This window comes from Herbaspirillum sp. BH-1 (assembly GCF_002870055.1).
Classification (GTDB): Bacteria; Pseudomonadota; Gammaproteobacteria; order Burkholderiales; family Burkholderiaceae_D; genus Herbaspirillum; species Herbaspirillum frisingense.
Window position 1 is genome coordinate 564999 of the sequence record NZ_PKOI01000001.1, and the last position, 21547, is coordinate 586545.

Genomic DNA, 21547 nt, shown 5'->3' on the forward strand with positions numbered 1-21547 from the left:
CCCATGCCCAACTTCTCCATCGAGGTCAGCCCGGCCGACGACCTGATCGACGTGCCACGCCGCATCATCGTGCGTGGCGCGCATCCGGGCGAGCCGGTGCGGATTTCATCGGCGACCCTGCGCAACGGCGCCCAGTGGCAGAGCAGCGCCTGCTACATCGCCGATGCGTACGGCAATGTGGATGTGAGCATGAACCCGGCCATCGATGGCGACTACTACGGCATCGATCCGATGGGCCTGCTGTGGTCGCAGCAACCGGTGCAGGCCGGGCGCCGCGACAACTTCCATTCCGATGTGATGGCGCCGCTGGTGACGACGCTGACCGTGTCGTCGCTGGACCAGCCTGGCCTGGCCCGCTGCACTCCGGCCAGCACGGAGCTGGTGCAGCGCCTGGCAGCCGAGGGCGTGATCCGGCGCGAGGTACGCGAAGAGGGGCTGGTCGGCAGCTTGTTCCTGCCGGCCACGCCCGGGCCGCACCCGGCGGTGATGATCGTCAACGGTTCCGGTGGCGGCATCAACGAACCGCGCGCGGCGCTGTATGCCTCGCGCGGCTATGCTGCCTTCGCGTTGGCTTACTTCAAGGCGCCGGGGCTGTCCAGCTACATCTCCAACACGCCGCTGGAATATTTTGAACGTGGCCTGGACTGGCTGCGTGCCGAGGTACAGCCGCTGCACGACTTCGTGGCCATCAGCGGCCAGTCGCGGGGTGGCGAACTGGTGCTGTTGCTGGGCGCGACCTTCCCGCAGAAGGTATCGGCCGTGCTGGCCTATGTGCCCAGCGCGCTGGTGCACAGCGGCCAGAACGCGGCCGACCCGGCCGTGGGCCGCGAAGGCCCGACCTGGCTGCTGCGTGGCGAGCCGCTGCCACACCAGTGGCAGGACAACCGCAGCGCCAGCTGGGCGCCCTTCGACGAAGGCCCGGCACCGCATCGCCATGAACTGGCGATGCTGACTGCCTTGCAGGACGAGGAGGCGGTGGCCCGCGCCCGCATCCCGGTGGAGAAGATCGCCGGCCCGGTGCTGCTGCTGTCGGCCACCGACGATGGCTCCTGGCCTTCCAGCCTCTACTGCGGCATGGTGCGCGACAAGCTGGCCGAGGTGGTGCATCCCTGGCCGGTGGTCTGGCGCAATTACGCCAATGCCGGCCATTCCATCTTGTTCCCGTTCGTGCCGACCACGCAGACCACCTATGCCCACCCGGTATCCGGCCGCATCAGCACCGGTGGTGGCGAGCCGTCCGCGAATGCCCGCGCCGATCTCGACTCCTGGCAGCAGGCGCAGCACTTCCTGCGCGACGCGCTGACCAGGCATTCATCCAACAAGGAGACTTCATGACTACCCCCGCCTACGACATCAGCAAGGATGTCATCGACCAACTGTCCGGCCTCGACGCCGGCAGTCCGCTACACAGCCTGCGCCACCAGCGCGAGAAGGTGGCGGTGGCTTCGCAGGGCAGCTATGACACGCTGTTCGATCCCGCGCTGGCAGGCATCGGCCTGGATGAGCGCCTGCTGGTGGCGCTGTACGCCTGCCGCCTGGCCGGTGCCACCGACCTGGCCGCGCACTATCGCAGCCGCGCCCAGGCAGTGCCGGCAGATACGGCGCAACTGGCCGTGGCCGACAGTGGTGAGCCTGGGCAGTTGCCGCCGGGGCGCCTGCGCGCCATGCTGGAGTTCACCCGTGCGCTGACGCAGCGCCCGGTCGACGGCGACAAGGCCGCCATCGAGAAGCTGCCGGCGGCCGGCATCAGCACCCCTGCGGTGGTGGCGCTGTCGCAGCTGATCGCCTTCGTGTCCTATCAATTGCGCGTGGTCGCGGGCCTGAAGGCCATGCGTGCTGCGGCGGCTCAGTAAGGAGAATCGACATGAGCGACATCATCAAGGCCAACGGCTTTACCAATGAAACCCTGGAGTGGGATGCGTGGCTGGATGTGATCCAGCTGGACCACGCCAGTGAAGACCAGGTGAAGGTGCTGGAGGAGAGCCATCCCAAGGCCAAGACGTCGGACTATTACCTGTTCCTGGCGCACCAGCCGGACATCCTGCGCCAGCGTTCGGCGGCTTTCAACGCCATCATGTATGCGCCGGGGGGCTTGTCGCGCGCGGAGCGTGAGCTGGGCTCGCTGGTGGTTTCGCGCATCAATGGCTGCGTGTATTGCGCGTCGGTGCATGCGCAGCGGTTCGAGCAGTTGGCCAAGCGTAACGATACGGTGAAGCAGGTGTTCGATTCGCCTTATGGCGCGGGCGTGGATGCGCGTGAGCAGGCGGTGGCGAAGTTTTCTGCGGAGTTGACGGAGACGCCGGGTGAGATCGGTGCGGCGCAGATCAAGGCGTTGTATGACGTGGGTCTGTCCGAGCTGGAGGTGCTGGATCTGATCCATTCGGTGGCGATCTTTGCCTGGGCCAATCGGCTGATGCTCAATCTGGGTGAGCCGGTGTTTGCGGATGGTTCCAGGGCTGAGGCTTGAGGTTCGTCTTTATTTTTAGGAGGCTGTGATGCTGATTCCCGATCATCTTGTCTATGCCCAGACCCATGAGTGGGTGCGGGTGGAGGAGGACGGTTCGCTGACCATCGGTATTACCGATTTTGGGCAGGAGCAGTTGGGGCCGTTGGTCTATGTGGAGATGCCGGCTGTTGGGCGTTCTTTGGTGCGGGGGGAGGAGTCGGGGATTGTTGAGTCCAACAAGACGGCTTCGGATTTGCATGCGCCTGTTGATGGGGTTGTGCTGGCGGTCAATGAGGCGCTTGTCGAGACGCCTGATGCTGTCAATGATGCGCCCTATGAACAGTGGATCTTCAAGCTGCAGCCGGCTGTGGCGTTTTCTTCTGAGGGGTTTTTGGATGCTCAGGGGTATTTGAAGCTGGTTTCCTGATTTGGTTTTTGGTTTTAGTTTGGGGCAGAGTAGTCTGCACGGGATTTCTTCCTCCGCCCTGGCTTAATTTCTATCTCTCTCCGGGCGGAGGGGAGCGCCGGGGGCGGCCCGGCAGCCGCTCACTTTCTTTGGCCCGCCAAAGAAAGTAAGCAAAGAAAACGGCCCCCAAGAGCCAGCCCTCCTGCGGAGGGTTCCCGCCGGAGTGGAGCGGCAAGTGGGAAAAATAGAGTCGCTTCGCTCCCACTATTTTTCTGATCCACTTGCCGCTCCACTCCGGCGGCTGGCTCCCAAGGGGGAAAGCGTGTCCGGCTCGCCTTCGGCCTCGCGGGGGGCTCGCCTTCGGCTTCGTGGGGGCTTGGCACATCTTGGTGGGGCGCTGCTGGTACTTTTTCTCTCTTGATTTTTTTCGTCTGTTCGACTGAGCAGGGTCGTATCGGGATACTCCGCCAGCATTAAGTTTTGATTAATACATCTACCAAGATCATTAAATCCGTGGCATTCCGAAGCCGGAGGCGAGCCCTCCGCGAGGCCGAAGGCGAGCCGGATCGGCTGTCCGCTTCTGCCCCGCCGCGTTGGACCCCACGAGAACGGATAAGAAAAATAGTGGGAGCGAAGCGACTCTATTTTTCCCGTTCTCGTGGGGTCCAACGTGGGGACCCTCCGAAGGAGGGCGGGGCAGTAGCGGTCGCCTTCTTTTGCTTACTTTTCTTGGCGAAGCAAGAAAAGTGAGCGGCTGCCGGGCCGCCCCCGGCGCTCCGTTCCGCCCGGAGAAAGATAGAAATTAAGCCAGGGCGGAGGAAGAAATTCGTGCAGACTACCCAGAAGTTCGCAGACTACCCAGAAGTTAAAAGACAGAGCCAGAAAAAAGCTCAGCCATAAAAACCAGCCGTCCCCCGATACTCCCCCAACCACTTGGCAAACAGCAAAGCCTCCGCCCCCGCCTGCGGAGAAATCCCCAGGTAATAAGGCGCCAAGGCCATCCGCAAATCAGGCAGCGGACACACCAGCCGCCCCGAGCGCAGATCATTGTCCGCCAGCGACACCGGCGACAACGCCAACCCCAGCCCATCCACCACCGCCTGCAACACAAAATGCACGTGATCGAAATACAGCATCGCCTGCCCCCGCGAGCGCTTCAAGCCCGCCAGCCTGCGCCAGTCCTCCCAGTCATTGCGCCGACTGCGCGACAGCAACAGCGTATGCCGCCCGATGCCTGCCACACCCTCCAGCGGCATCGACTTCAGCAACGCAGGCGAAGCCACCAGCACCAGCTCGTCCTCCATGAAACGCTGCACCTTCAAACTCTCCGGCCAATTGGTCTCCCCCCGCCGCACCGCGATATCGAAAGAAGACCCGGCCCGGCCAACCGCCGCCGTGCTGGTCACCACCTGCGGCGCAATGCCCGGATAACGCTCCACGAAATCGGAAAGATGCGGAATCAGCCAGCGCACCGCAAAGGACGGCCGCACATTGATCACTACCGTACGGGTAGGGGCGTCGCGCATCACGCGGCGTGCCGCCGTGGCCAGGATGTCCAGCGCCGGGCTGGCTTCCTCGAAGAACTGCCGACCGCGCTCGGTCAGCAACACCTGACGCACGCGACGCTCGAAGAGCGGCATGCCCAGGTAGTCTTCGAGATTCTTGATCTGGCGACTGATCGCGCCATGCGTGACATTGAGCTCGTGCGCGGCCAGCGTGAAACTCTGATGGCGGGCCGCCGCCAGGAAGGCCCGGATGGCATTGAGCGGAAGGGAAAGGTCGGCCATGCGTCAGATTTTATCACGTATGCCAGGAATTAATATCGTTTGTCAGCGCCGCCCACGCGGCGCAACATCAGGCCCATGACCACGCCAGACCTCCGCCAGGCCGATCTCGATTCGCGCCATGCCGCCATGTCGCTGTCGGCCGCCTTGCCCTGCGACATCGTTCTCTACCTCCTGTTGCCGATGTACTCCGACCAGTTCCACGTGAGCCTGGCCGAGGCCGGGGTGCTGCTGGCGGCCAACCGGCTGGTGCGCATCGCCGGTTATCGCTGGGTGGCGGCCTTCTATGCCAGACGTGGCGATCGACCCACCTGCACCCTGGCGGTGTGCGCGGCGATCCTGTGTGCGCTGGGCTATACGGTGGCCAGCGGTTTCTGGGCGCTGCTGCCGCTGCGGCTGCTGTGGGGCATGGCGTTTGCCGGGCTCAACCTGTCGACGCAAGCGATGTCGACGTCCAATCCGCAAGGGGCGGCGCGGCGCTCCGGGCGCTCGCGCGGGGTGATCGCCATCGGCCCGATGCTGTGGTTGCCCACGGCGGCCTTGCTGGCCGCGCATGTGGGACCGCGCATGGTGTTCCTGCTGGTGGCCTGCACCGCCGTGCTGGGCCTGCTGGCCGCGCGTCGCTTGCCGGTCCATGGCTATGCACCTCCGCAGCCACGCCGCTGGAAGCTGCCCAATGCGCTGGACTGGTGGTCTTTCCTGGAAGGGCTGACGCTGGACGGGCTGTTCATCGTCGGACTGGCCTACATGAGCAAGCAATCCTTTGGGGCCGATGGCGAGCTGGTGGCCGGGGTGCTGATGGCGCTGCGCTATGCCGGCGAGATCGTATTGAGCCCACTGGGCGGATGGCTGGCCGAGCGCTTCGGTGCGGTGAAGGTGCTGGTCACGCTGTCGCTGGCGACCTGCGTGGCGCTGGTGGGATTCGGAGGTGGCCTGCTGTGGCTGTTCGCCGGCTTGATCGTGATCCTGCGCGCCTTGCAGCTGCCGCTGCTGGCGCCCATCGTGGCGGCCCGTACGCCTCCGGGGCAGCGGGTGCATGCCCTGGCGGGGCGGGCCATCTGGCGTGATATCGGGGCCGGCATGGGGCCGATGATGGCGGGCTTGCTGTTGCCGGTGATGTCTTCGCTGTGGCTGTATGGCCTGGCGGCGGCAGCCCTGGCCGTGGCGGCGCTGGCCTGCGGCCGGGAGCCGGCGCCCTTGCACAAGCCCTCGGCCGCGCCCGGTCCCTAGTCGATAGCTGGTAGCCGGGCGGGCTTATGCGCCTGCCGGATATCGATGCGTCGATCGCTTCGTTCACAGCCGGGCAGCGCTTCGCTAGCATGGGCTCCTTGTCCTTCGTCCCGGAGCCCGCATGCAAGACCATCACATCTACCAGGAACTCGGCAGCCTCGCGCTGGAGCCCCTGCAACCGTCCGAGCGCAAGCTGATCGGTACGGTCTTCCTGTTCGGCCTGGCCCTGCTGGGTGCGCTGTACCTGCTGCAGCGCTGCCTGCCGCTGGGCGGCTGAAGGCCAGGCAGGGCCGGTATCAGGGCTGGTGGCAGTCGCTCAGCATTTCCGCCTGCGAGATATTGCTGGCCGGCGGCACGCTGTGGGTGAGCCAGACATTGCCGCCGATGACCGAGCCCTGTCCGATGGTGATGCGGCCCAGCAGGGTCGCGCCGGCATAGACCACCACGTCATCCTCGACGATGGGGTGACGCGGGATACCCTTGACCAGTGAGCCATCCGGCTCCTGCGGGAAGCGCTTGGCGCCCAGCGTCACCGCCTGGTACAGACGCACATTGCGGCCGATGATGGTGGTCTCGCCGATCACCACGCCAGTGCCGTGGTCGATGAAGAAGCTGGGGCCGATCTGTGCTGCTGGGTGGATGTCGATGCCGGTGGCAGAGTGCGCGATGTCGGCGATCAGGCGTGCCAGCAAGGGGGCGCCCAGCTGATGCAGGGCATGCGCCAGCCGGTGGTAGATGATGGCGGTGGTGCCGGGATAGCAGAGCAGGATTTCCGAAATGCTGGAGGCCGCCGGGTCGCCGTGGTAGGCCGCCTGGATATCGCTGACCAGCACGTCGCGTATGCCCGGCAACTGATGCGCGAACTCACGCGTGATCACGTCAGCGCGCTCGCGCAACAGGCTGTCTTCTTCGCTGTCGCTGCTGAAATAGAGGCTGCGGCGCACCTGTTCCTTCAGGATGCACAAGGCTGCATTCAACTGACTCCCCACGAAATAATCGATGGTCTCGTCCGACAGGTCGGTGTGGCCGTAATGCGTGGGGAACAATGCCGCTTGCAGATGCGCCAGCAGCGTCTTCATCGCCTCGCGCGAAGGCAGTTCGCGGATTTCGCCGCGATAGCGGATCTTGTTGGTCACTTCGCGTGAGGTACGCAGCCCGGCCACCACGGCAGACAGGCCCATCCCGGCCGATTCGGCCAGGGCGTTCAATTCGGGGGTATGTGAAGTATCCATCCCGGCATGCTATCAAAAATGCAGGCAGCGCGTCGGCGGGCTGTTTCAGCGCGGCCAGCACGGACGGAGAGGTAATTGTCGGATCTGCAAGGAACTGGCGCCGCACGCCGTCGGGCAGGGGCCAGTGGAGGGAAGGGAAGCCGGAAGAGCGATTCGCGGCGCCCAGTTCTATCTGAAAAGTGGCGCCGCAATTGAATCTGCTCTGGAAACGTACTTTATCGGCTAATAGATTTTGATGCAAACACTCATTTAACATATCTATATGCGCAATTTGATCTGGCGCAAAGGCAGTGTGGGCGGGCCTTTCGGGCAGGTGCCGGAGTTTTCGGGCTGCTTGCCTCCCTGTGACCTCCCTGCATCACTCAGGGAATTCCTGACGCCTTTTCCCGCCGCTCTCAGGAAGCACCCGATACTTGGCGCCACAACAAAAACGTAAAGTTCTCTCCATACCAGCTGCACAACGAAGTCCGAGCAAGGGGCGAGGACCAGGCAGCGATCAGGGAGAGATCACATGTTCAATGCCAAGAAAAACCGCTTCGTTGCCGCCACCGTCGCCGCCGTCGTGCTGGCTTCCAGTGCACCTGCTTCCTTCGCTGCCACCGCCAGCGGCACGCTGACCATCAGCGCCTCGGTGGTCGCCGCCTGCACCGTGGTCGGTTCGGCCATCGCCTTCGGCGCCTACACCCAGAGCGTGGTCAACCAGTCCGGCACCATCACCGTGCTCTGCACCAACGGCACCGCCTACAACGTCGGCCTGGATGCCGGTACCGGCACCGGCGCCACCGTCAGCAACCGCAAGATGAGCGCGGCCGGCGGCGGTACCCTGAACTATGCCCTCTACCGCGATGCGGCCCGTACCAACAACTGGGGCTCGACCATCGGCACCGATACCGCCACCGGCACCGGCTCGGGCCTGACCCAGACGCTGACCGTGTACGGCCAGATCGCCGCCGCCCAGACACCGCTGGCAGGTGCCTATTCGGATACCGTCACCGTCACCTTGACCTACTGATTTCGCCACGACGAGCGCCGCCTGCGTTCACCGCAGCGGCCCTCGTCGCGCCACACCGGATTACCGGGAAGCCCTGAGGGGGGCTGACTTTTGGGCGTGCTTCCGCAAGGAGGTGCGCCCTTTTTTTGTTTGTGATGCAATAGCGGCCTGATTGATTGCGAGAAGGGTAGGCAAGCCATGCGTAGGGTCCGCTCCATCTGTTGCGCCTTCGTGGCGTTTTCCTTGCTGAGCTTGCCCTGGGTGGCGGCGCAGGCACAGGCCGCCCCCGCTACAGCGGCGGTCGTCCCGGTACCGGTGCCGGCCGTGGGCACGGCCGCGCCCACGCCGGTGGCCAGTGACATCACGCGCAGTTGCGCCGCCGGGGCTGGTTGCGTGCTCACCTGCCTGAACATGGCCGGCGAAACCGTGCTCACCGAGACGGCGACGCGGGCGGTGCGGAGCATTTCGCTCTCCAACGGCAACAGCGAATTCCGCCTGGATAACGGCAATGCCGGCATCAACGTGGTGCTGGTCTCGCATGACAACCTGATGTGCAAGCTCAGCGGTGGGGTGCTATAAGGCCCTAGTTGCCCAGCAGTTTTTCCCGCACCGATTCTTCTTCCGCATGGGCGGCGCTGGCGCGCGCCAGGTCGGACAGGGAAAGCATCCCCACCAGCTGCCGGCGTTCCGGGCCGGCCACTACCGGCAGGCGCGCCACGCCCAGCCGCGCCATCATGCCGGCGGCAGTGCGCGCGCTCAGGTGCGGCAGCAGATGGCCGCGATCCGGTTCCAGCAGCAGGCCGCAGACCTGGGCCGGGTCGGCCGCCTCCAGCGTGCGCAGGGCCAGCATGCCCAGCAGTTGACGTCCATGGGTCACCGGATAGTAGCGATGTACGTGGGTGCCAGCACGGCATTGCGCCAGCGCGGCGCCGGCCGGCAGGGCCGCATCCAGCGTCTGCGGGGCGGACATCAGGTCTTCCACATGCATGCGCTCCAGCGGATCGACGCCGTATTCGCGGTGCACGTGCAGGCCGCGGCGGGCAATCTTCTCGGTCATGATGGAGCGCTTCATCCACAGTACGTTGACCCCATACGCCACGGCGGTGGTGGCGATCAAGGGCAGCAGGGCATTGCTGGCGTGGGTCAGGCCGAAGGCGAAGACGATGGCGGTAAGCGGTGCGCCCAGTACGCTGCCCAGCACACCGGCCATGCACACCAGCGGCCACAGTCCGGGGGAGCCGCCCGGCAGCCACGGGGCCAGCACCAGCCCCAGGCCGGCGCCCATCATCAGCAGCGGCGCCAATACCCCGCCCGAGGTCCCCGAGCCCAGCGCCAGCAACCAGATCACCGCCTTGACCACCAGCAGCGCTACTGCCGCCGAGATCAGCATGTGCTGGTTCAGCAGGTCGGCGATGACGTCATAGCCCACGCCCAGCGCGCGCGGCTGCAGCAGCCCGCCCAGGCCGACGGCGATGCCGCCCAGCGCCGGCCACCACATCCAGTGCAGCGGCAGGCGATGGAACCCGTCCTCGATGCGATACAGCGCCAGCGTCAGCAGCGCCGCCAGGCTGCCACTGGCCAGGCCGGCGGCCAGGCAGGAGAGCAGGGCCATCGGGGCCGGCGCGGCCACCTGCAGCGGGAAAAGCACATCCGCCTCCAGCACCCAGGGCCGCAGGAAGCCGGCCACCGCGCAGGCCAGCGCCACCGGTAACAGACTGCGCGGGCGCAGTTCGAACAGCAGCAGCTCCACCGCCAGCAGCACCGCCGCCAGCGGCGTGCCGAAGATTGCCGTCATGCCCGCACAGGCGCCGCAGACCAGCAGGGTCTTGCGCTCGGCCGCCGTCAGGTGCAGCCATTGCCCCAGCAGCGAACCGACCGAACCGCCGGTCATGATGATCGGCCCTTCGGCTCCGAACGGGCCGCCGCTGCCGATGACGATGCCCGAGGACAAGGGCTTGAGCACGGCTACCCTGGGCGACATGCGGCTCTTGCCGAAGAGGATGGCCTCGATCGCTTCGGGTATGCCGTGACCCCGGATCTTGTCACTGCCATAACGGGCCATCAGGCCGACGATCAGGCCGCCTGCCACCGGCAGCAGCGCGGCGATCCAGCCCAGCGTATGCGAGGCCGGGGAACTGGCCGCAAAGGACAGGCGCTGGAAGTAGAACAGGTTGGTGAAGAGCGCAATGAGCTTGAGCAGCAGCCAGGCAGCGCCGGTGGAGAGGGCGCCGATCAGCAGTGCGATGGCGCACAGGTAGGGGAGCCGCCGGTCGGCGGTGTAGTCGCGTTTGTGTTTCATGCCGGAGTCAGGATGGGGCGCGGCCTGCCAGACTCACTGCGAGTGCAGGCCCGCCAGCGCAAGGGGATAGGCCTGTAATATATCACAACATGATATAAATGGTCGAAATGCGCCGTGCCGCTTGCCTCGATGGTTTTTCATGCTCTGGCGAAGCCTTGAATCCTGCATGAACCGTCAAAACGACAACGCCGCCGCAGGTGGACCCTGGGGCGGCGTTGACTGGCCGGCGATCAGCGAGAAAAGCGGTGGTGCCGGATCAGACCTTGAACTGCAAGGCGTTGGTCAGGTCACCCATGGGCTGCTGGCCGCGCGCGATCATGGCGTCGTCGCGCTGCTTGAGACCGTCCAGCTTTTCCAGGCCGAAGGTGCGGGTGATCAGGCGCAGGATGGAGGCGGTGTCGTAGATGGTGTGGTCCACCGTTCCCCTGCGGGCGAAGGGCGAGACCACCAGTGCCGGTACGCGGGTGCCGGGCCCCCAGCGGTCGCCCTTGGGCGGGGCCACGTGATCCCACCAGCCGCCGTTTTCGTCGAAGGTGATCACCACCACCATGTTCTTCCACTGCGGGCTGGCCTGCAGGCTCTTGATGATGTGCGCGATGTGACGGTCGCCGGAGGCGATGTCGGCATAGCCGGCGTGCAGGTTGAGGTTGCCCTGGGGCTTGTAGAAGCTCACCGGTGGCAGACGGCCGGCTTCGACATCGGCCAGGAAGCGGTTGGTCCGCGCTTCGTCGCCCAGGCCGCCGTCACGCAGGCGCTTGTTGCGCTCGGCCGGATTGTCCGGGCCCAGGTTCTTGAAGTAGTTGAAGGGCTGGTGGTGGTACTGGAAATTGGGAATCTTGGGAATGCCCTTGGAGTCCTTGAACTCGTCCAGCGTGGCCTGCCAGGCGCCGGCATACCAGGCCCAGTCGATGCCCTTCTTGTTGAGCTTGTCGCCGATGTGCTCGTGTACCTGCGGCACCAGCACGCTGGGCTGGTTGGGTTCGGCATAGGCCGGGTTGTTGCGGTCGCGGCTCCAGGTCGGCCAATAGGGCGGGGCCATGGTGTTGACCGCGTAGCCGTCCGGGGTGAGCGCACTGGGGCCAAACTTGGGCGGGCCTTGCAGGGCGCTGGCCGGGCTGTTTTCGGCCGGTACCAGTTCCGGTGAGAGTGGATCGTTGTTGCGGGTCTTGGCCACCTGGGTGCGCGAGACCGAATTCATCACATCCGGATAGTAGGGCGGGGCGGCGCAGATGAGGTATTGGTGGTTCAGGAAGGAGCCGCCGAAGGCGCCCTGGAAGAAGTTGTCGCACAGCACGAACTCGCGTGCCACGTCCCACAGGCGCAGGTTGTAGCGGGTGTCGGCGTAATGCCCCATGGTCAGGCCGCCGGAGTCGGCCCAGGCCACGAAACCGTCATTCTTGCCGCCGTTGATCTGCATCTGGTTCTGGTAGAACACGTGCCACAGGTCACGCGTGACCAGGCCCAGCGGCAGGGCTTCGCCCTGCGGTCCCTTGAGCGCGAAGGGCGCATTGGGCAGGTCGCTCTGGTATTGCTTGCCGGCCGGGTAGGTCACGCCTTCGATGCTCTGCTCCTGGATCGCCACGCCGCTCCAGACTGGGGGCAATTGCTTGAGCAGGCTGCCGTCGCGGTCGCGCTGCTGGTAGTCGGAGGCCTTGACCGAGGACAGCGGCTTTTCCAGGCCGGGGAAATCGGCGAAGAGGTTGTTGAAGCTGCGGTTTTCGGCGTAGATGACCACGACGGTCTTGACGTTGTCGCGCAGGGCGCGGTCCAGTGCCGCGGCATCTGCCGGATTGCCGCTGGGGTAGGGCACCGGGCCCGGACCCTGGCCCTCGGTGGCGCAGGCGGCCAGCGCGCTGCCTGCGCCCAGCGCGGCCATGCCGCCCAGGAAGCGGCGGCGGCCGGGATGGGGGGAGGGCGTGGAGGAATCTTCGGACGCGGGCTGACTGCCGGCGATGTCGTCGTCGTGCTGGCTCATGGATGAGTTTCCTGTCGGATATTGTTGTGGGTTGGCGCGTTGCGGGGCGAGCTTAGCGCGACCGTATGACAAGGATGTGTCCTTTTGCGTAATCGAGCAAGTTTCGAGCTAAAAATGTGAAGAAACCTGCACCAAGAGACAATGAAAAATTGCGTAAAAGAAGAGGTAGGATGCCGGGCGCGCGACCGGATGCCTCTACAATCACAGGACGTATCCGGCTGCGCTCCACGCGCAGCGTGGCCCGGCAACCGGGCTGGACAGGGCGACGGACCAGGGGATGGGCCGTGGCGCCCGGGTCGCTGCGGATCAGTTCGTTGAGGGGATCATTTTGCTCAAAGCGTTTCAATACCTGTTCATGGCCACCGGTTTCATCGTTTCCATGTTGTTCATGCTGCTGCTGGCCATCACTGCGCCCATCGTGTAGCGGATGGTTTGCGCTAGCGTCGATGCAGGACCGGTTTGCCGGATCGGTTCACGGCGATGAACAAGCCCATCAGTGCGATGAAGCTGGCCAGCAGCAGGCTGGCATTGAGCAGCACGCGCGGATAGCCCAGGGCATTGACGTCGATGAAGGGGTAGGGATAGAAGCCCGACAAGGCCCCGCGCCATAGCGTGAGCAACAGGTAGCCCAGCGGGTACACCAGCCACAGCAGGGACTTGCGCAGCGAGGTCCGGAACACCGGCACGAAGAAGATCCAGTAGGCAATGGCCAGCAGCGGCACTACCGTATGCAGGCTCTCATTGACCAGCGCACGAAAACCCGTCGGCGTCCACAGATGACGCAGCAAGAGGTTGTACGCAATCCCCACGAAGGCCAGATAGGCCACCACTGCCGAAATCACCGAGGGCTGCCGGAAGAAGCGGCTCACGGGCGTCTTCAGCGAAAACGCCAGCGAGGTAAAGCACAGCGCGCTCATCAGGATGGTGAGGTTGGTCAGGTACATGGTCAGCCGGTCCAGCCCATCGAGCACGCCGCCGCCGCGTGCCAGCAGGCGGCCGATGGTGATATCGGTCTGCGCCACGAAGGCGAACCAGCTGATGACGGCGATCAGTGTGGCCACCGCCCGTGCTGCGGCGGAGTCGCGGCGGGCCGGGAAAAGTTGGGCGCCAAAGGAATCCAGCGATTCCGGCGAGGGGATCTGTTCGTGGCTCATGGTGTGATCAGGGCAGCGGGACAGCTACGGCAGGGCAGGCGGATGCCTGGGCGCGCAGCGTGCACATCGTCAAAGGACATCATCATAGATCGGCTGGCCCGGATGTGCTGGCGCGATGACATTCATTTTCATCGCTTACATCGGCTCACATCCTTGCGCTTTTTTCTCCGTGTTGTATCGCCTGGTTATGCATCTCTCCTTTGCTCTTCCTGCTGTCGATTGTGGTGGTTTTCACGGTCCGTATCGGCCCCGTGGAGCGGGAAAGGAAGAGAATGCGGAGCATCCGAAAGACTAAGTTTTTAGGATGAGTGGCTCCTTCTGAAAGTCCCTTTGATGAAAACGTAGATGGCCTTGGGAGTCGCATCCAGAGCGGATTGCAGAATGATGAGTGTCGCCTTCAGGCGACGCAGGGTTGAAGGCAACTGTTACATTTTTTTTAGTTACAAGGCGCTTCAAAATATAAATAATTTGCCCTGTATTCATTGCGGAGAAAGGCTTCTCCGCTGTTACAAAATTATCGTGAACTTTGCAAAAGGCATCCTGCCGAACCGCACAGGTTTCCTCCCGGACAATGCCCTGCGGCATTGCTTCCAGGTGGCGCATCCCGGTCCTCGACCGTGACGATCGCTGCGGGAGGGTTCGACCTGTGGGCGTGGCGTCCTGTCGCTGATCACCTGCCCGGATATCCGCCGAACCTCCGGATATCTGCAGCCGGTCACTCGGGGCAACGCTACGTTCGCGTGCGCACTGTTGCGCATGCTCTTCTTCGCGCGTCATGACGCGTGTCATTTTTTTGCTTCAGGCTCTACCATTTCAGGAGATCACATGCTTCGCTCGGAATCCCTCTTCGGCAAACGCGAAACCAGCTCGACCAACTCCCCGTTCAGCAGTGCGGGCAATAGCGTCTCTTCTTCTACAGGCGGCAATGTGACCAGCGTCAATAAACCCAATCAGTATCCCTCTTCCGTGTCCAGCACCACCGGCAGCGCGCCTGCAGCGACCGAGGAGACCGGCAGCAAGCTCACCGTCGGCCCCAATATCAAGGTCAAGGGCGAGATCGAGGACTGCGACACCCTGGTGGTGGAAGGCAAGGTCCAGGCCACCATCAACTGCCGCGTGGTGCAGATCGCCGAACGTGGCGCCTTCAAGGGCTCGGCCGAGATCGACCTGGCCGAGATCCGGGGCGAGTTCGACGGCGACCTGACGGTGCGCCAGAAGCTGGTCATCTATGCCAGCGGCAAGGTCACCGGCAAGATCCGCTACGGCAAGCTGGTCATCGAAGAGGGTGGCCAACTGGCGGGCGATCTGCAGGTCGGTGGCGGCCACGAGCAGAAGGATCTGCTGCAGAAGACTGCCTGAGAGCCACTGCGGGTGGTGGCGGGTGCGGCGCACCGGCCACCGTCCGGGGATGGGCTGACTTAGTGGCATGGTCGATGGCATGGTCAGGTTTCTTTCTGGAAACCTGCTTGTCTGTGTCGCCATCTGCGGGCTTTGACAGTCAATTGCGCCGATTTCGGTGTCATTGGCTCGCCGTGTCGTGTGCGCGGCGTTTCTTTATGGCGCGGGATTTGTCCGCGTCGCCCGGCCGTGCGACAATAGCGCCTTTCGTCCTTTTAGCCGGCCTGCCAGGCCGGTGGTGACGCCAGCACGGCGTTACCTGTGGGGACGCTGGCGCTTTTCAGTACATTCTCATGGCTCACCCGGAATACATCCTTACCTTGTCCTGCCTGGACCAGCGCGGCATCGTGCATCGCGTCTCGGGCTTCCTGGCCGATCACGGCTGCAACATCATCGATTCGGCGCAGTTTGGCGATGCGCAATCCCGGCTTTTCTTCATGCGCGTGCATTTCTCTTCGGAGGATGCGGCGGTGTCGGATGCGGCGCTGCGGGCCGATTTCGGCGTGCTGGGGGATGCGCTGCAGATGAACTGGCAGTTGCATGATGCGGGCAAGAAGCCGCGTGTGATGCTGATGGTGTCCAAGATCGGGCATTGTCTGAACGATCTGCTGTTCCGCTACAAGAGTGGTCTGCTGCCGGTGGAGATTCCGGCGATCGTGTCGAACCATACGGATTTCTATCAGCTGGCGGCGAGCTATAACATTCCTTTCCATCATCTGCCGTTGGCTACCGGTGCGCCGGCTGAGGTGAAGCGGGCGCAGGAGCAGCGGATCATGGAGATCGTGGATGCGAACCAGATCGATCTGGTGGTGCTGGCGCGTTATATGCAGATCCTGTCGCCTGAGATGTGCGAGGCTTTGCGTGGGCGGGCGATCAATATCCACCATTCCTTCCTGCCCAGTTTCAAGGGGGCCAAGCCTTATTATCAGGCCCATGATCGGGGGGTGAAGCTGATTGGGGCGACTGCGCACTTTGTCACCGGTGATCTGGATGAAGGTCCGATCATCGAGCAGGGGGTGGAGCGGGTGGATCACTCCATGGGGCCGGATACGCTGACTGCCATCGGGCGCGATATCGAGTGTGTGGTGTTGGCGCGGGCTGTGAAGTGGTTTACCGAGCATCGGATTCTGCTCAATGGGCATAAGACCGTGATCTTCAACTGATCCTTGCTGTATGAACTTGGACGCCGTCTGGCTTGGGCTGGGCGGCGTTTTTGTTTTGTGCTTCAGGTTGTGTTCGGATGCGGGTTCGGGTTCGGATGCGGGTTCTGGTTCGGGTAGTCTGCACGGTGTGCTGTTCTGCGCACTGACTTAATTCTTTCTCTCTCCGGTCTCAGGGGAGCGCCGGGGGCGGCCCGGCAGCCGCTCACTTTCTTTGGCCCGCCAAAGAAAGTAAGCAAAGAAAACGGCCCCCAAGAGCCAGCCCTCCTGCGGAGGGTTCCCGCCGGAGTGAAGCAGCAAGTGGGAAAAATAGAGTCGCTTCGCTCCCACTATTTTTCTGATCCACTTGCCGCTTCACTCCGGCGGCTGGCTCCCAAGGGGGAAAGCGTGTCCGGCTCGCCTTCGGCCTCGCGGTGCGTCGCTCGCCTTCGGCTTCGCGGTGATTGCTCGCCTTCGGCTTCGCGCTCTTGCCGTCCTTGGGGATTGCTTCCGGGCTTACTTCACTTATTTTCTCTTGCCGGGTACTGCTCGCGCATGACGCGCTTGTTCAGCTTGCCTACGCTGGTGCGGGCCAGTTCGGTGACGAACTGGACGCGGTCAGGTACGCCGTAGCGGGAGATGGTGCCGGCTTCGGCAGCGGCCATGACGTGGCGGCGGATGTCTTCTTCATTCACGCCTGTGCTGTCTTTTTTCAAGACCACCAGGGCGATCGGGCGCTCGCCCCATTTGCCGTCCTGGATGCCGATGACCGCGGTTTCGGCGACGGCGGGGTGGCGGGCGATGATGTCTTCGATCTGGAGTGACGATACCCATTCGCCTCCGGTCTTGATGACGTCCTTGATGCGGTCGGTGACCTGCAGGTAGCCTTCGCCGTCGATGTGGCCAATGTCCTGGGTGTGCAGCCAGCCACCGTGCCACAGGTCTTCCGAGGCTTCAGGCTGGTGCAGGTAGCCCTGGGTCAGCCAGGGGGCGCGGACGACGACTTCTCCGGTGCTCTTGCCGTCGTGCGGGCAGTCGTTCATCTCGCCATCGACGGTGCGTAAGGCCACGAGGGGCAGCGGGCGGCCGGTCTTCAGGCGCAGGGTGGTTTCGCGGTCGCTGCCAAGGTCGGCGGTGGCGACCTGGGCCAGGGTCAGGACCGGGCAGGTTTCGGACATGCCGTAGCCGGTGAAGACGTCAAGGCCACGCTCCAGCGCGGCCTTGGCCAGGGCGCCGGTCATGGCGGAGCCGCCGATGATCATCTTCCAGCCGGTGAGGTCGGTATGGCGGGCCTGTTCCGATGACAGGATCATCTGCAGGATGGTCGGTACGCAATGCGAGAAGGTGACCTTTTCTTCGCGGATCAGGCGGCAGATGGTGTCGGGGACGTAGCGGCCAGGGTAGACCTGCTTGACGCCGGCCATGGTCGCGACATAGGGCAGGCCCCATGCGTGGACGTGGAACATCGGGGTCAGCGGCATGTAGACGTCGTCGCGGTGCAGGCGGCCTTGCTGCGGGGCCAGTGCCAGGCCGGCGGTGGTGCCCAGGGTGTGCAGGACCAGTTGCCGGTGGCTGAAGTAGACGCCCTTGGGCAGGCCGGTGGTGCCGGTGGTGTAGAAGGTGGTGGCGCGGGCGTTTTCGTCGAAGTCGGGGAAGCTGTAGCTGGCCTCGGCCTGGGCCAGCAGTTCTTCATATTCGCCGGCAAAGCCGGGGCCGCGCGGGCAGGGGGTGTTGTCGTCGGTGAGCAGTACGCAGCGGGTCAGGGTGGTGAGTTCGCCGCGGATCTGCTTGAGCACCGGCATGAAGTCGGAATTGACTAGCAGCACATCAGCCTGCGCATGGTTGAGGGTGTAGGCGATCTGTTCCGGCGACAGACGCACGTTGACCGTCTGCAGCACGCATCCCATCATCGGCACGGCAAAGAAGCATTCGAGATAGCGGTTGCTGTCCCAGTCCATCACGGCCACGGTGTTGCCGGCCTGGACGCCCATTTCCTTGAGCACGTTGGCCAGCCGCTGTACCCGCTGGTAGAAGCCGGTATAGGTGAGACAGCGCTGGCCGTAGATGATTTCCTGGTCGGGGGCGGTGGACAGGGCGCTGTGCAGCAATTGCTTGATCAGCAGTGGATAGCCATAGGCCGAGGGCGTTTGCTGGATCACTTGGGGCATGCCGGGTCTCCTCTGTTGTGTCGGCGCGATGGCCTGTTATGGAAAAAACCGATGATAACGCCAACGCCGCAGGGGAATGGTCGTCGGGGCGACGAAATTTACATCCGGCATCGCGCCTTCAGTTCGTCGCCCCGCACCCGTCGGTGTCGATCAGTTCCGGCTCTCCAGCGAGGTGACGGTGAGCGCGCCATCGATACGGTCGGCGGTGAAGCTGATCTTCTCGCCTTCATGGGCGCGTCCGATGATGTCCGGCGCGGCCTTGAAGACCATGGTCATGCCCGACATCTGCAGGTTGGGGATGTCGCCGTGGCGGATGGTGAGCTTGCCGGTGGTAGCGTCGACCTTGCGGATTTCGCCGTCGACCTTGGGTGCCGTGCCCTGGGCATGGACGCCCAGCACGGGCAGCGAGAGAGCCAGGGTGAGGAGGAGGGTGCGTAACATGATGCTTCCTTTCTTGATGGTGTAAAGCTGAAGTTGTTGGGGCGGCTGGTTCAGTGGCCTGATCAGTGGCCGTGGTGGCCGCCCGGCTTGACCACGTCCAGCGGGGCCGGCGCTGCCGGCTTGGTATGGCTGCCGACCGCGCGTCTGGCCTCGGGCATGTCTCCCTGCCATTCGCGGGCTACCGTGCCGCTGGGGGCGCGGTACCAGCCGGGGTCGCGGTAATCGTCGCGGGCCAGGTGGCGGCGTACCTTGACGGTGCTGAACATGCCACCCATTTCGATGGGGCCGTAGGGGCCGGTCCCGGTCATCATCGGCAAGGTGTTGTCGGGCAGCGGCATCTCCATGCCGTCCATCGAGCCACCCTTGTCACCCATGGCCATGTAGTCGGGGATGAGCTTGCTGATCTTCTCGACCACCCGTGACTGGTCCACTCCGATCATGGTCGGGACGTCGTGGCCCATGGCGTTCATGGTGTGGTGGGCCTTGTGGCAGTGCAGCGCCCAGTCGCCTTCCTCGGTGGCGTCGAACTCGATGGCGCGCATCTGGCCCACGGCGATGTCGGTGGTGACCTCGGGCCAGCGTGCCGCGGGCGGCACCCAGCCACCGTCGGTGCCGGTGACACTGAATTCGTGACCGTGCAGATGCAGGGGATGGTTGGTCATGGTCAGGTTGCCCACGCGGATGCGCACGCGATCGTTCTGCCGCACCACCAGCGGGTCGATGCCGGGGAAGGCGCGGCTGTTCCAGGTCCAGAGATTGAAGTCCAGCATGGTGCTGACCTTGGGGACGGCCGCACCGGGTGCGATGTCGTAGGCATTCATCAGGAACACGAAGTCGCGGTCCACGCGCATCTGGCCGGGGTCCCTGGGATGGGTGACCCAGAAGCCCATCATGCCCATGGCCATCTGCACCATCTCGTCGGCATGCGGGTGGTACATGAAGGTGCCGGCGCGCCGGGCGGTGAATTCATAGACATAGGTCTTGCCCGGCGGGATGGCCGGCTGGGTCAGCCCGGACACGCCATCCATGCCGTTGGGCAGGCGCTGACCGTGCCAGTGTACCGAGGTCGCCTCGGGCAGCTTGTTGGTCACGAAGATGCGTACCCGGTCGCCTTCCACCACTTCGATGGTGGGGCCGGGGCTCTGGCCGTTGTAGCCCCACAGATTGGCTTTCATGCCGGGGGCGATTTCACGCACCACCGGTTCGGCCACCAGGTGGAATTCCTTGACGCCGTTCTTCATGCGCCAGGGCAGGGTCCAGCCGTTGAGCGTGACCACCGGTTGATAGGGGCGGCCAGTGGCCGGTTGCAGCGGTGGCTGGGTGGCGGCGCTGGTCTGCAGCGCGGCCTCGGGCAGGCTGGCCGCACCGGCGCGGCTGACGGCGCCGGCCGTCACCGCCAGGGCGGCGCCGCGCAGGAAGTGGCGGCGGTCCTTGTCGCTCGGGTTCATGGTTGCGTTCCTTGGGTGGGGCGGCCGTTGAGGGCCAGTTGCAGGGCGGCGTCGGCGATCCAGAAATCGCGCTGGGCGTCGATGGCGGCGTTGACGGTACTGGCCTGTTCGCGGGCATCGGCCAGCAGCGCGAAGACGCTCAGCAGCATGCCGTTGTAACGCAGCAGGTTTTCTTCGGCGATGCGCTGGCGCAGCGGCAGCAACTGGTCGCGATAGCGTCGTGCCAGGGCGTAGGCATCCTGTCGTTGGCGCCAGGCCAGGCGCGCCTGGGCGCGGGCGTCCAGCACGGCACCGGCCAGCTTGTGGGCGCCTTGCAGGTAGATCGCCTCGGCCTTGGCGACGCGGGCCTCGCCCCAGTCGAAGAGCGGGATCTCGATGGAGATCTGGTAGCCGATTTCGGGCGGCTTGCCGCTTTCGGACGTGCGCAGCGCGCCCAGGTCCAGCACGTTCACCAGGCGCGTGGCGCGGGTCAGGCCCAGCGAGCCTTGCAGGCCTTCCAGTTCGGTGCGGGCGGCCTGTACGTCCAGCCGCTGTTGCAATGCCTGCTGCTCGACGTCGCCGATGGCATCCAGTTGCGCGGGCAGGGCCGGTAGTTGCGCCGGCAGGGCGAAGTCGGGCGCCAGGCCCAGCAGGCGGGCCAGGGTTTCCTTGTCCTGCGCGGCCAGGCGCTGGGCCTGTTGCAGGTTGGCTTGCGCCTGGCCGTAGAAGAACTGTTCGCGGGCGGCGTCCAGTTTGCTGATGTTGCCCAGGCGGGCCATCTGCGCGGCCAGTTCGTGCGCGGCGTCGGCGGCGTCGGCGACCTGCTGCTGGTAGGTCAGGCCCTGCTGCGCGGCCACTGCCTGGTAATAGGCCTGCCGGGTCTGTGCGGCCAACGCCAGCACGCGTGCGGCCAGCGACAGGCGGACCTGTTCGAAGCGGCGCTGTTCGATGCGGGCGGTGGCCGGCATGGTCAGCAGGCGCATCAGGCCCAGCGACAGGCTGCGCTCGATCTTGATGTCGTCGCCGGCATGGGTGCGGGCAAAGGAAAAGCCGGGGTTGGGCAGGCGCCCCGCCTGGACCAGATCAGCCTCGGCCACGCCGAGTTCGGCGAAGGCGGCCTGCAGTTCGGGGTTGTTGATCAGGGCGATCTGTACCGCGTCATCGGCACTGGCCAGTCGGTTGGCCGTGGGGCCAGCGCTGCCATCGGCCTGCAAGAGCCGGGTGACACGGTCCTGGCTGGCCTGGCCTTGTTCGGGCGTGCGGTTCCAGGCAGGTGCCTGGCCCAGGCGCTCGGTGCTGGTCTGTGCCAGCCGGTCGAAACCGGCGTCGGGCGAGAGCTGCGCGCAGCCGGCCAGCATGGCACAGGCGGCCACGGCGGCTGCCCGCAAGGGGCGTGAAACATGGGGGATCATGAAATCCTCGTCTGATGATGATCGTCATCCGTCGTGCGGCATGCA

20 protein-coding genes are annotated in these 21547 nt (G+C 64.6%); 10 read left to right on the forward strand and 10 right to left on the reverse strand.

The window, feature by feature from the left end; all coding sequences use genetic code 11:
- Window positions 1–3 precede the first annotated feature (3 nt).
- From HBH1_RS02525 to gcvH, 4 genes are read left to right on the forward strand one after another with little or no spacing between them, the layout of a single operon-like run.
- Window positions 4–1335 carry an acyl-CoA thioester hydrolase/BAAT C-terminal domain-containing protein gene (locus HBH1_RS02525; RefSeq protein ID WP_102661450.1) on the forward strand — a complete coding sequence of 444 codons (1332 nt, stop codon included), beginning with the start codon at window positions 4–6 and terminating at the stop codon, window positions 1333–1335.
- Window positions 1332–1853: a CMD domain protein gene (locus HBH1_RS02530; protein WP_102661451.1), complete on the forward strand. Its 522-nt coding sequence runs from the start codon at window positions 1332–1334 to the stop codon at window positions 1851–1853. The genes HBH1_RS02525 and HBH1_RS02530 overlap by 4 nt, the downstream gene beginning before the upstream one ends.
- A gap of 11 nt (window positions 1854–1864) precedes the next feature.
- Window positions 1865–2467, forward strand: a complete 603-nt coding sequence (locus HBH1_RS02535; protein ID WP_102661452.1) for a peroxidase-related enzyme — start codon at window positions 1865–1867, stop codon at window positions 2465–2467.
- Between the two features lie 28 nt (window positions 2468–2495).
- Window positions 2496–2873 (forward strand): glycine cleavage system protein GcvH, encoded by a 378-nt coding sequence (gene gcvH, locus HBH1_RS02540; protein WP_077235039.1) that lies wholly within the window; start codon window positions 2496–2498, stop codon window positions 2871–2873.
- Window positions 2874–3742: 869 nt separating this feature from the next.
- Here gcvH and HBH1_RS02545 read toward each other — a convergent pair.
- On the reverse strand, window positions 3743–4639 hold the full coding sequence (locus HBH1_RS02545) for a LysR substrate-binding domain-containing protein (RefSeq protein WP_102661453.1): 897 nt from the start codon (window positions 4637–4639) through the stop codon (window positions 3743–3745).
- Window positions 4640–4714: 75 nt separating this feature from the next.
- On the opposite strand from HBH1_RS02545, the gene HBH1_RS02550 reads away from it, so the two are divergent.
- Both HBH1_RS02550 and HBH1_RS25185 read left to right on the forward strand, forming a co-directional pair.
- A complete protein-coding gene (locus tag HBH1_RS02550; RefSeq protein ID WP_102661454.1) occupies window positions 4715–5866 on the forward strand; it encodes an MFS transporter in 1152 nt (383 codons plus the stop codon).
- 121 nt (window positions 5867–5987) lie between these two features.
- A complete protein-coding gene (locus HBH1_RS25185; RefSeq protein WP_166758450.1) occupies window positions 5988–6143 on the forward strand; it encodes a hypothetical protein in 156 nt (51 codons plus the stop codon).
- Between the two features lie 19 nt (window positions 6144–6162).
- Here HBH1_RS25185 and epsC read toward each other — a convergent pair whose 3' ends face one another.
- On the reverse strand, window positions 6163–7098 hold the full coding sequence (gene epsC, locus HBH1_RS02555) for a serine O-acetyltransferase EpsC (RefSeq protein ID WP_199181511.1): 936 nt from the start codon (window positions 7096–7098) through the stop codon (window positions 6163–6165).
- A 511-nt stretch (window positions 7099–7609) separates the two neighbouring features.
- Here epsC and HBH1_RS02560 point away from each other — a divergent pair.
- Window positions 7610–8110, forward strand: coding sequence for a Csu type fimbrial protein (locus HBH1_RS02560; RefSeq protein ID WP_006462503.1), 501 nt, complete (start codon window positions 7610–7612; stop codon window positions 8108–8110).
- 177 nt (window positions 8111–8287) lie between these two features.
- A complete protein-coding gene (locus HBH1_RS02565) occupies window positions 8288–8668 on the forward strand; it encodes a hypothetical protein (RefSeq protein ID WP_102661455.1) in 381 nt (126 codons plus the stop codon).
- Window positions 8669–8672: 4 nt separating this feature from the next.
- On the opposite strand, the gene HBH1_RS02570 is transcribed toward HBH1_RS02565, so the two are convergent.
- The 4 genes from HBH1_RS02570 to HBH1_RS24765 all read right to left on the reverse strand — a co-directional run bounded on the left by HBH1_RS02570 (window position 8673) and on the right by HBH1_RS24765 (window position 14120).
- Window positions 8673–10388, reverse strand: a complete 1716-nt coding sequence (locus HBH1_RS02570) for a chloride channel protein (protein WP_102661456.1) — start codon at window positions 10386–10388, stop codon at window positions 8673–8675.
- 256 nt (window positions 10389–10644) lie between these two features.
- Window positions 10645–12363 (reverse strand): acid phosphatase, encoded by a 1719-nt coding sequence (locus tag HBH1_RS02575; protein WP_102661457.1) that lies wholly within the window; start codon window positions 12361–12363, stop codon window positions 10645–10647.
- 437 nt (window positions 12364–12800) lie between these two features.
- Window positions 12801–13517: a Pr6Pr family membrane protein gene (locus HBH1_RS02580; RefSeq protein WP_102661458.1), complete on the reverse strand. Its 717-nt coding sequence runs from the start codon at window positions 13515–13517 to the stop codon at window positions 12801–12803.
- Window positions 13518–13808: 291 nt separating this feature from the next.
- On the reverse strand, window positions 13809–14120 hold the full coding sequence (locus HBH1_RS24765) for a hypothetical protein (protein WP_146012809.1): 312 nt from the start codon (window positions 14118–14120) through the stop codon (window positions 13809–13811).
- Between the two features lie 222 nt (window positions 14121–14342).
- On the opposite strand from HBH1_RS24765, the gene HBH1_RS02585 reads away from it, so the two are divergent.
- On the forward strand, window positions 14343–14876 hold the full coding sequence (locus tag HBH1_RS02585; protein ID WP_006462508.1) for a bactofilin family protein: 534 nt from the start codon (window positions 14343–14345) through the stop codon (window positions 14874–14876).
- A gap of 332 nt (window positions 14877–15208) precedes the next feature.
- A complete protein-coding gene (gene purU / locus HBH1_RS02590; RefSeq protein ID WP_077235047.1) occupies window positions 15209–16078 on the forward strand; it encodes a formyltetrahydrofolate deformylase in 870 nt (289 codons plus the stop codon).
- A gap of 497 nt (window positions 16079–16575) precedes the next feature.
- On the opposite strand, the gene HBH1_RS02595 is transcribed toward purU, so the two are convergent.
- The 4 genes from HBH1_RS02595 to HBH1_RS02610 form a co-directional block, all read right to left on the reverse strand.
- Window positions 16576–18222: a fatty acid--CoA ligase gene (locus HBH1_RS02595; protein ID WP_102661459.1), complete on the reverse strand. Its 1647-nt coding sequence runs from the start codon at window positions 18220–18222 to the stop codon at window positions 16576–16578.
- Window positions 18223–18372: 150 nt separating this feature from the next.
- Window positions 18373–18663 (reverse strand): copper-binding protein, encoded by a 291-nt coding sequence (locus HBH1_RS02600; RefSeq protein ID WP_102661460.1) that lies wholly within the window; start codon window positions 18661–18663, stop codon window positions 18373–18375.
- A gap of 62 nt (window positions 18664–18725) precedes the next feature.
- Window positions 18726–20111, reverse strand: a complete 1386-nt coding sequence (locus HBH1_RS02605) for a multicopper oxidase family protein (RefSeq protein WP_102661461.1) — start codon at window positions 20109–20111, stop codon at window positions 18726–18728.
- The gene (locus tag HBH1_RS02610) at window positions 20108–21502 is read right to left on the reverse strand and encodes a TolC family protein (protein WP_102661462.1); all 1395 of its coding nucleotides are present in this window, start codon (window positions 21500–21502) and stop codon (window positions 20108–20110) included. The genes HBH1_RS02605 and HBH1_RS02610 overlap by 4 nt, the downstream gene beginning before the upstream one ends.
- Window positions 21503–21547 lie beyond the last annotated feature (45 nt).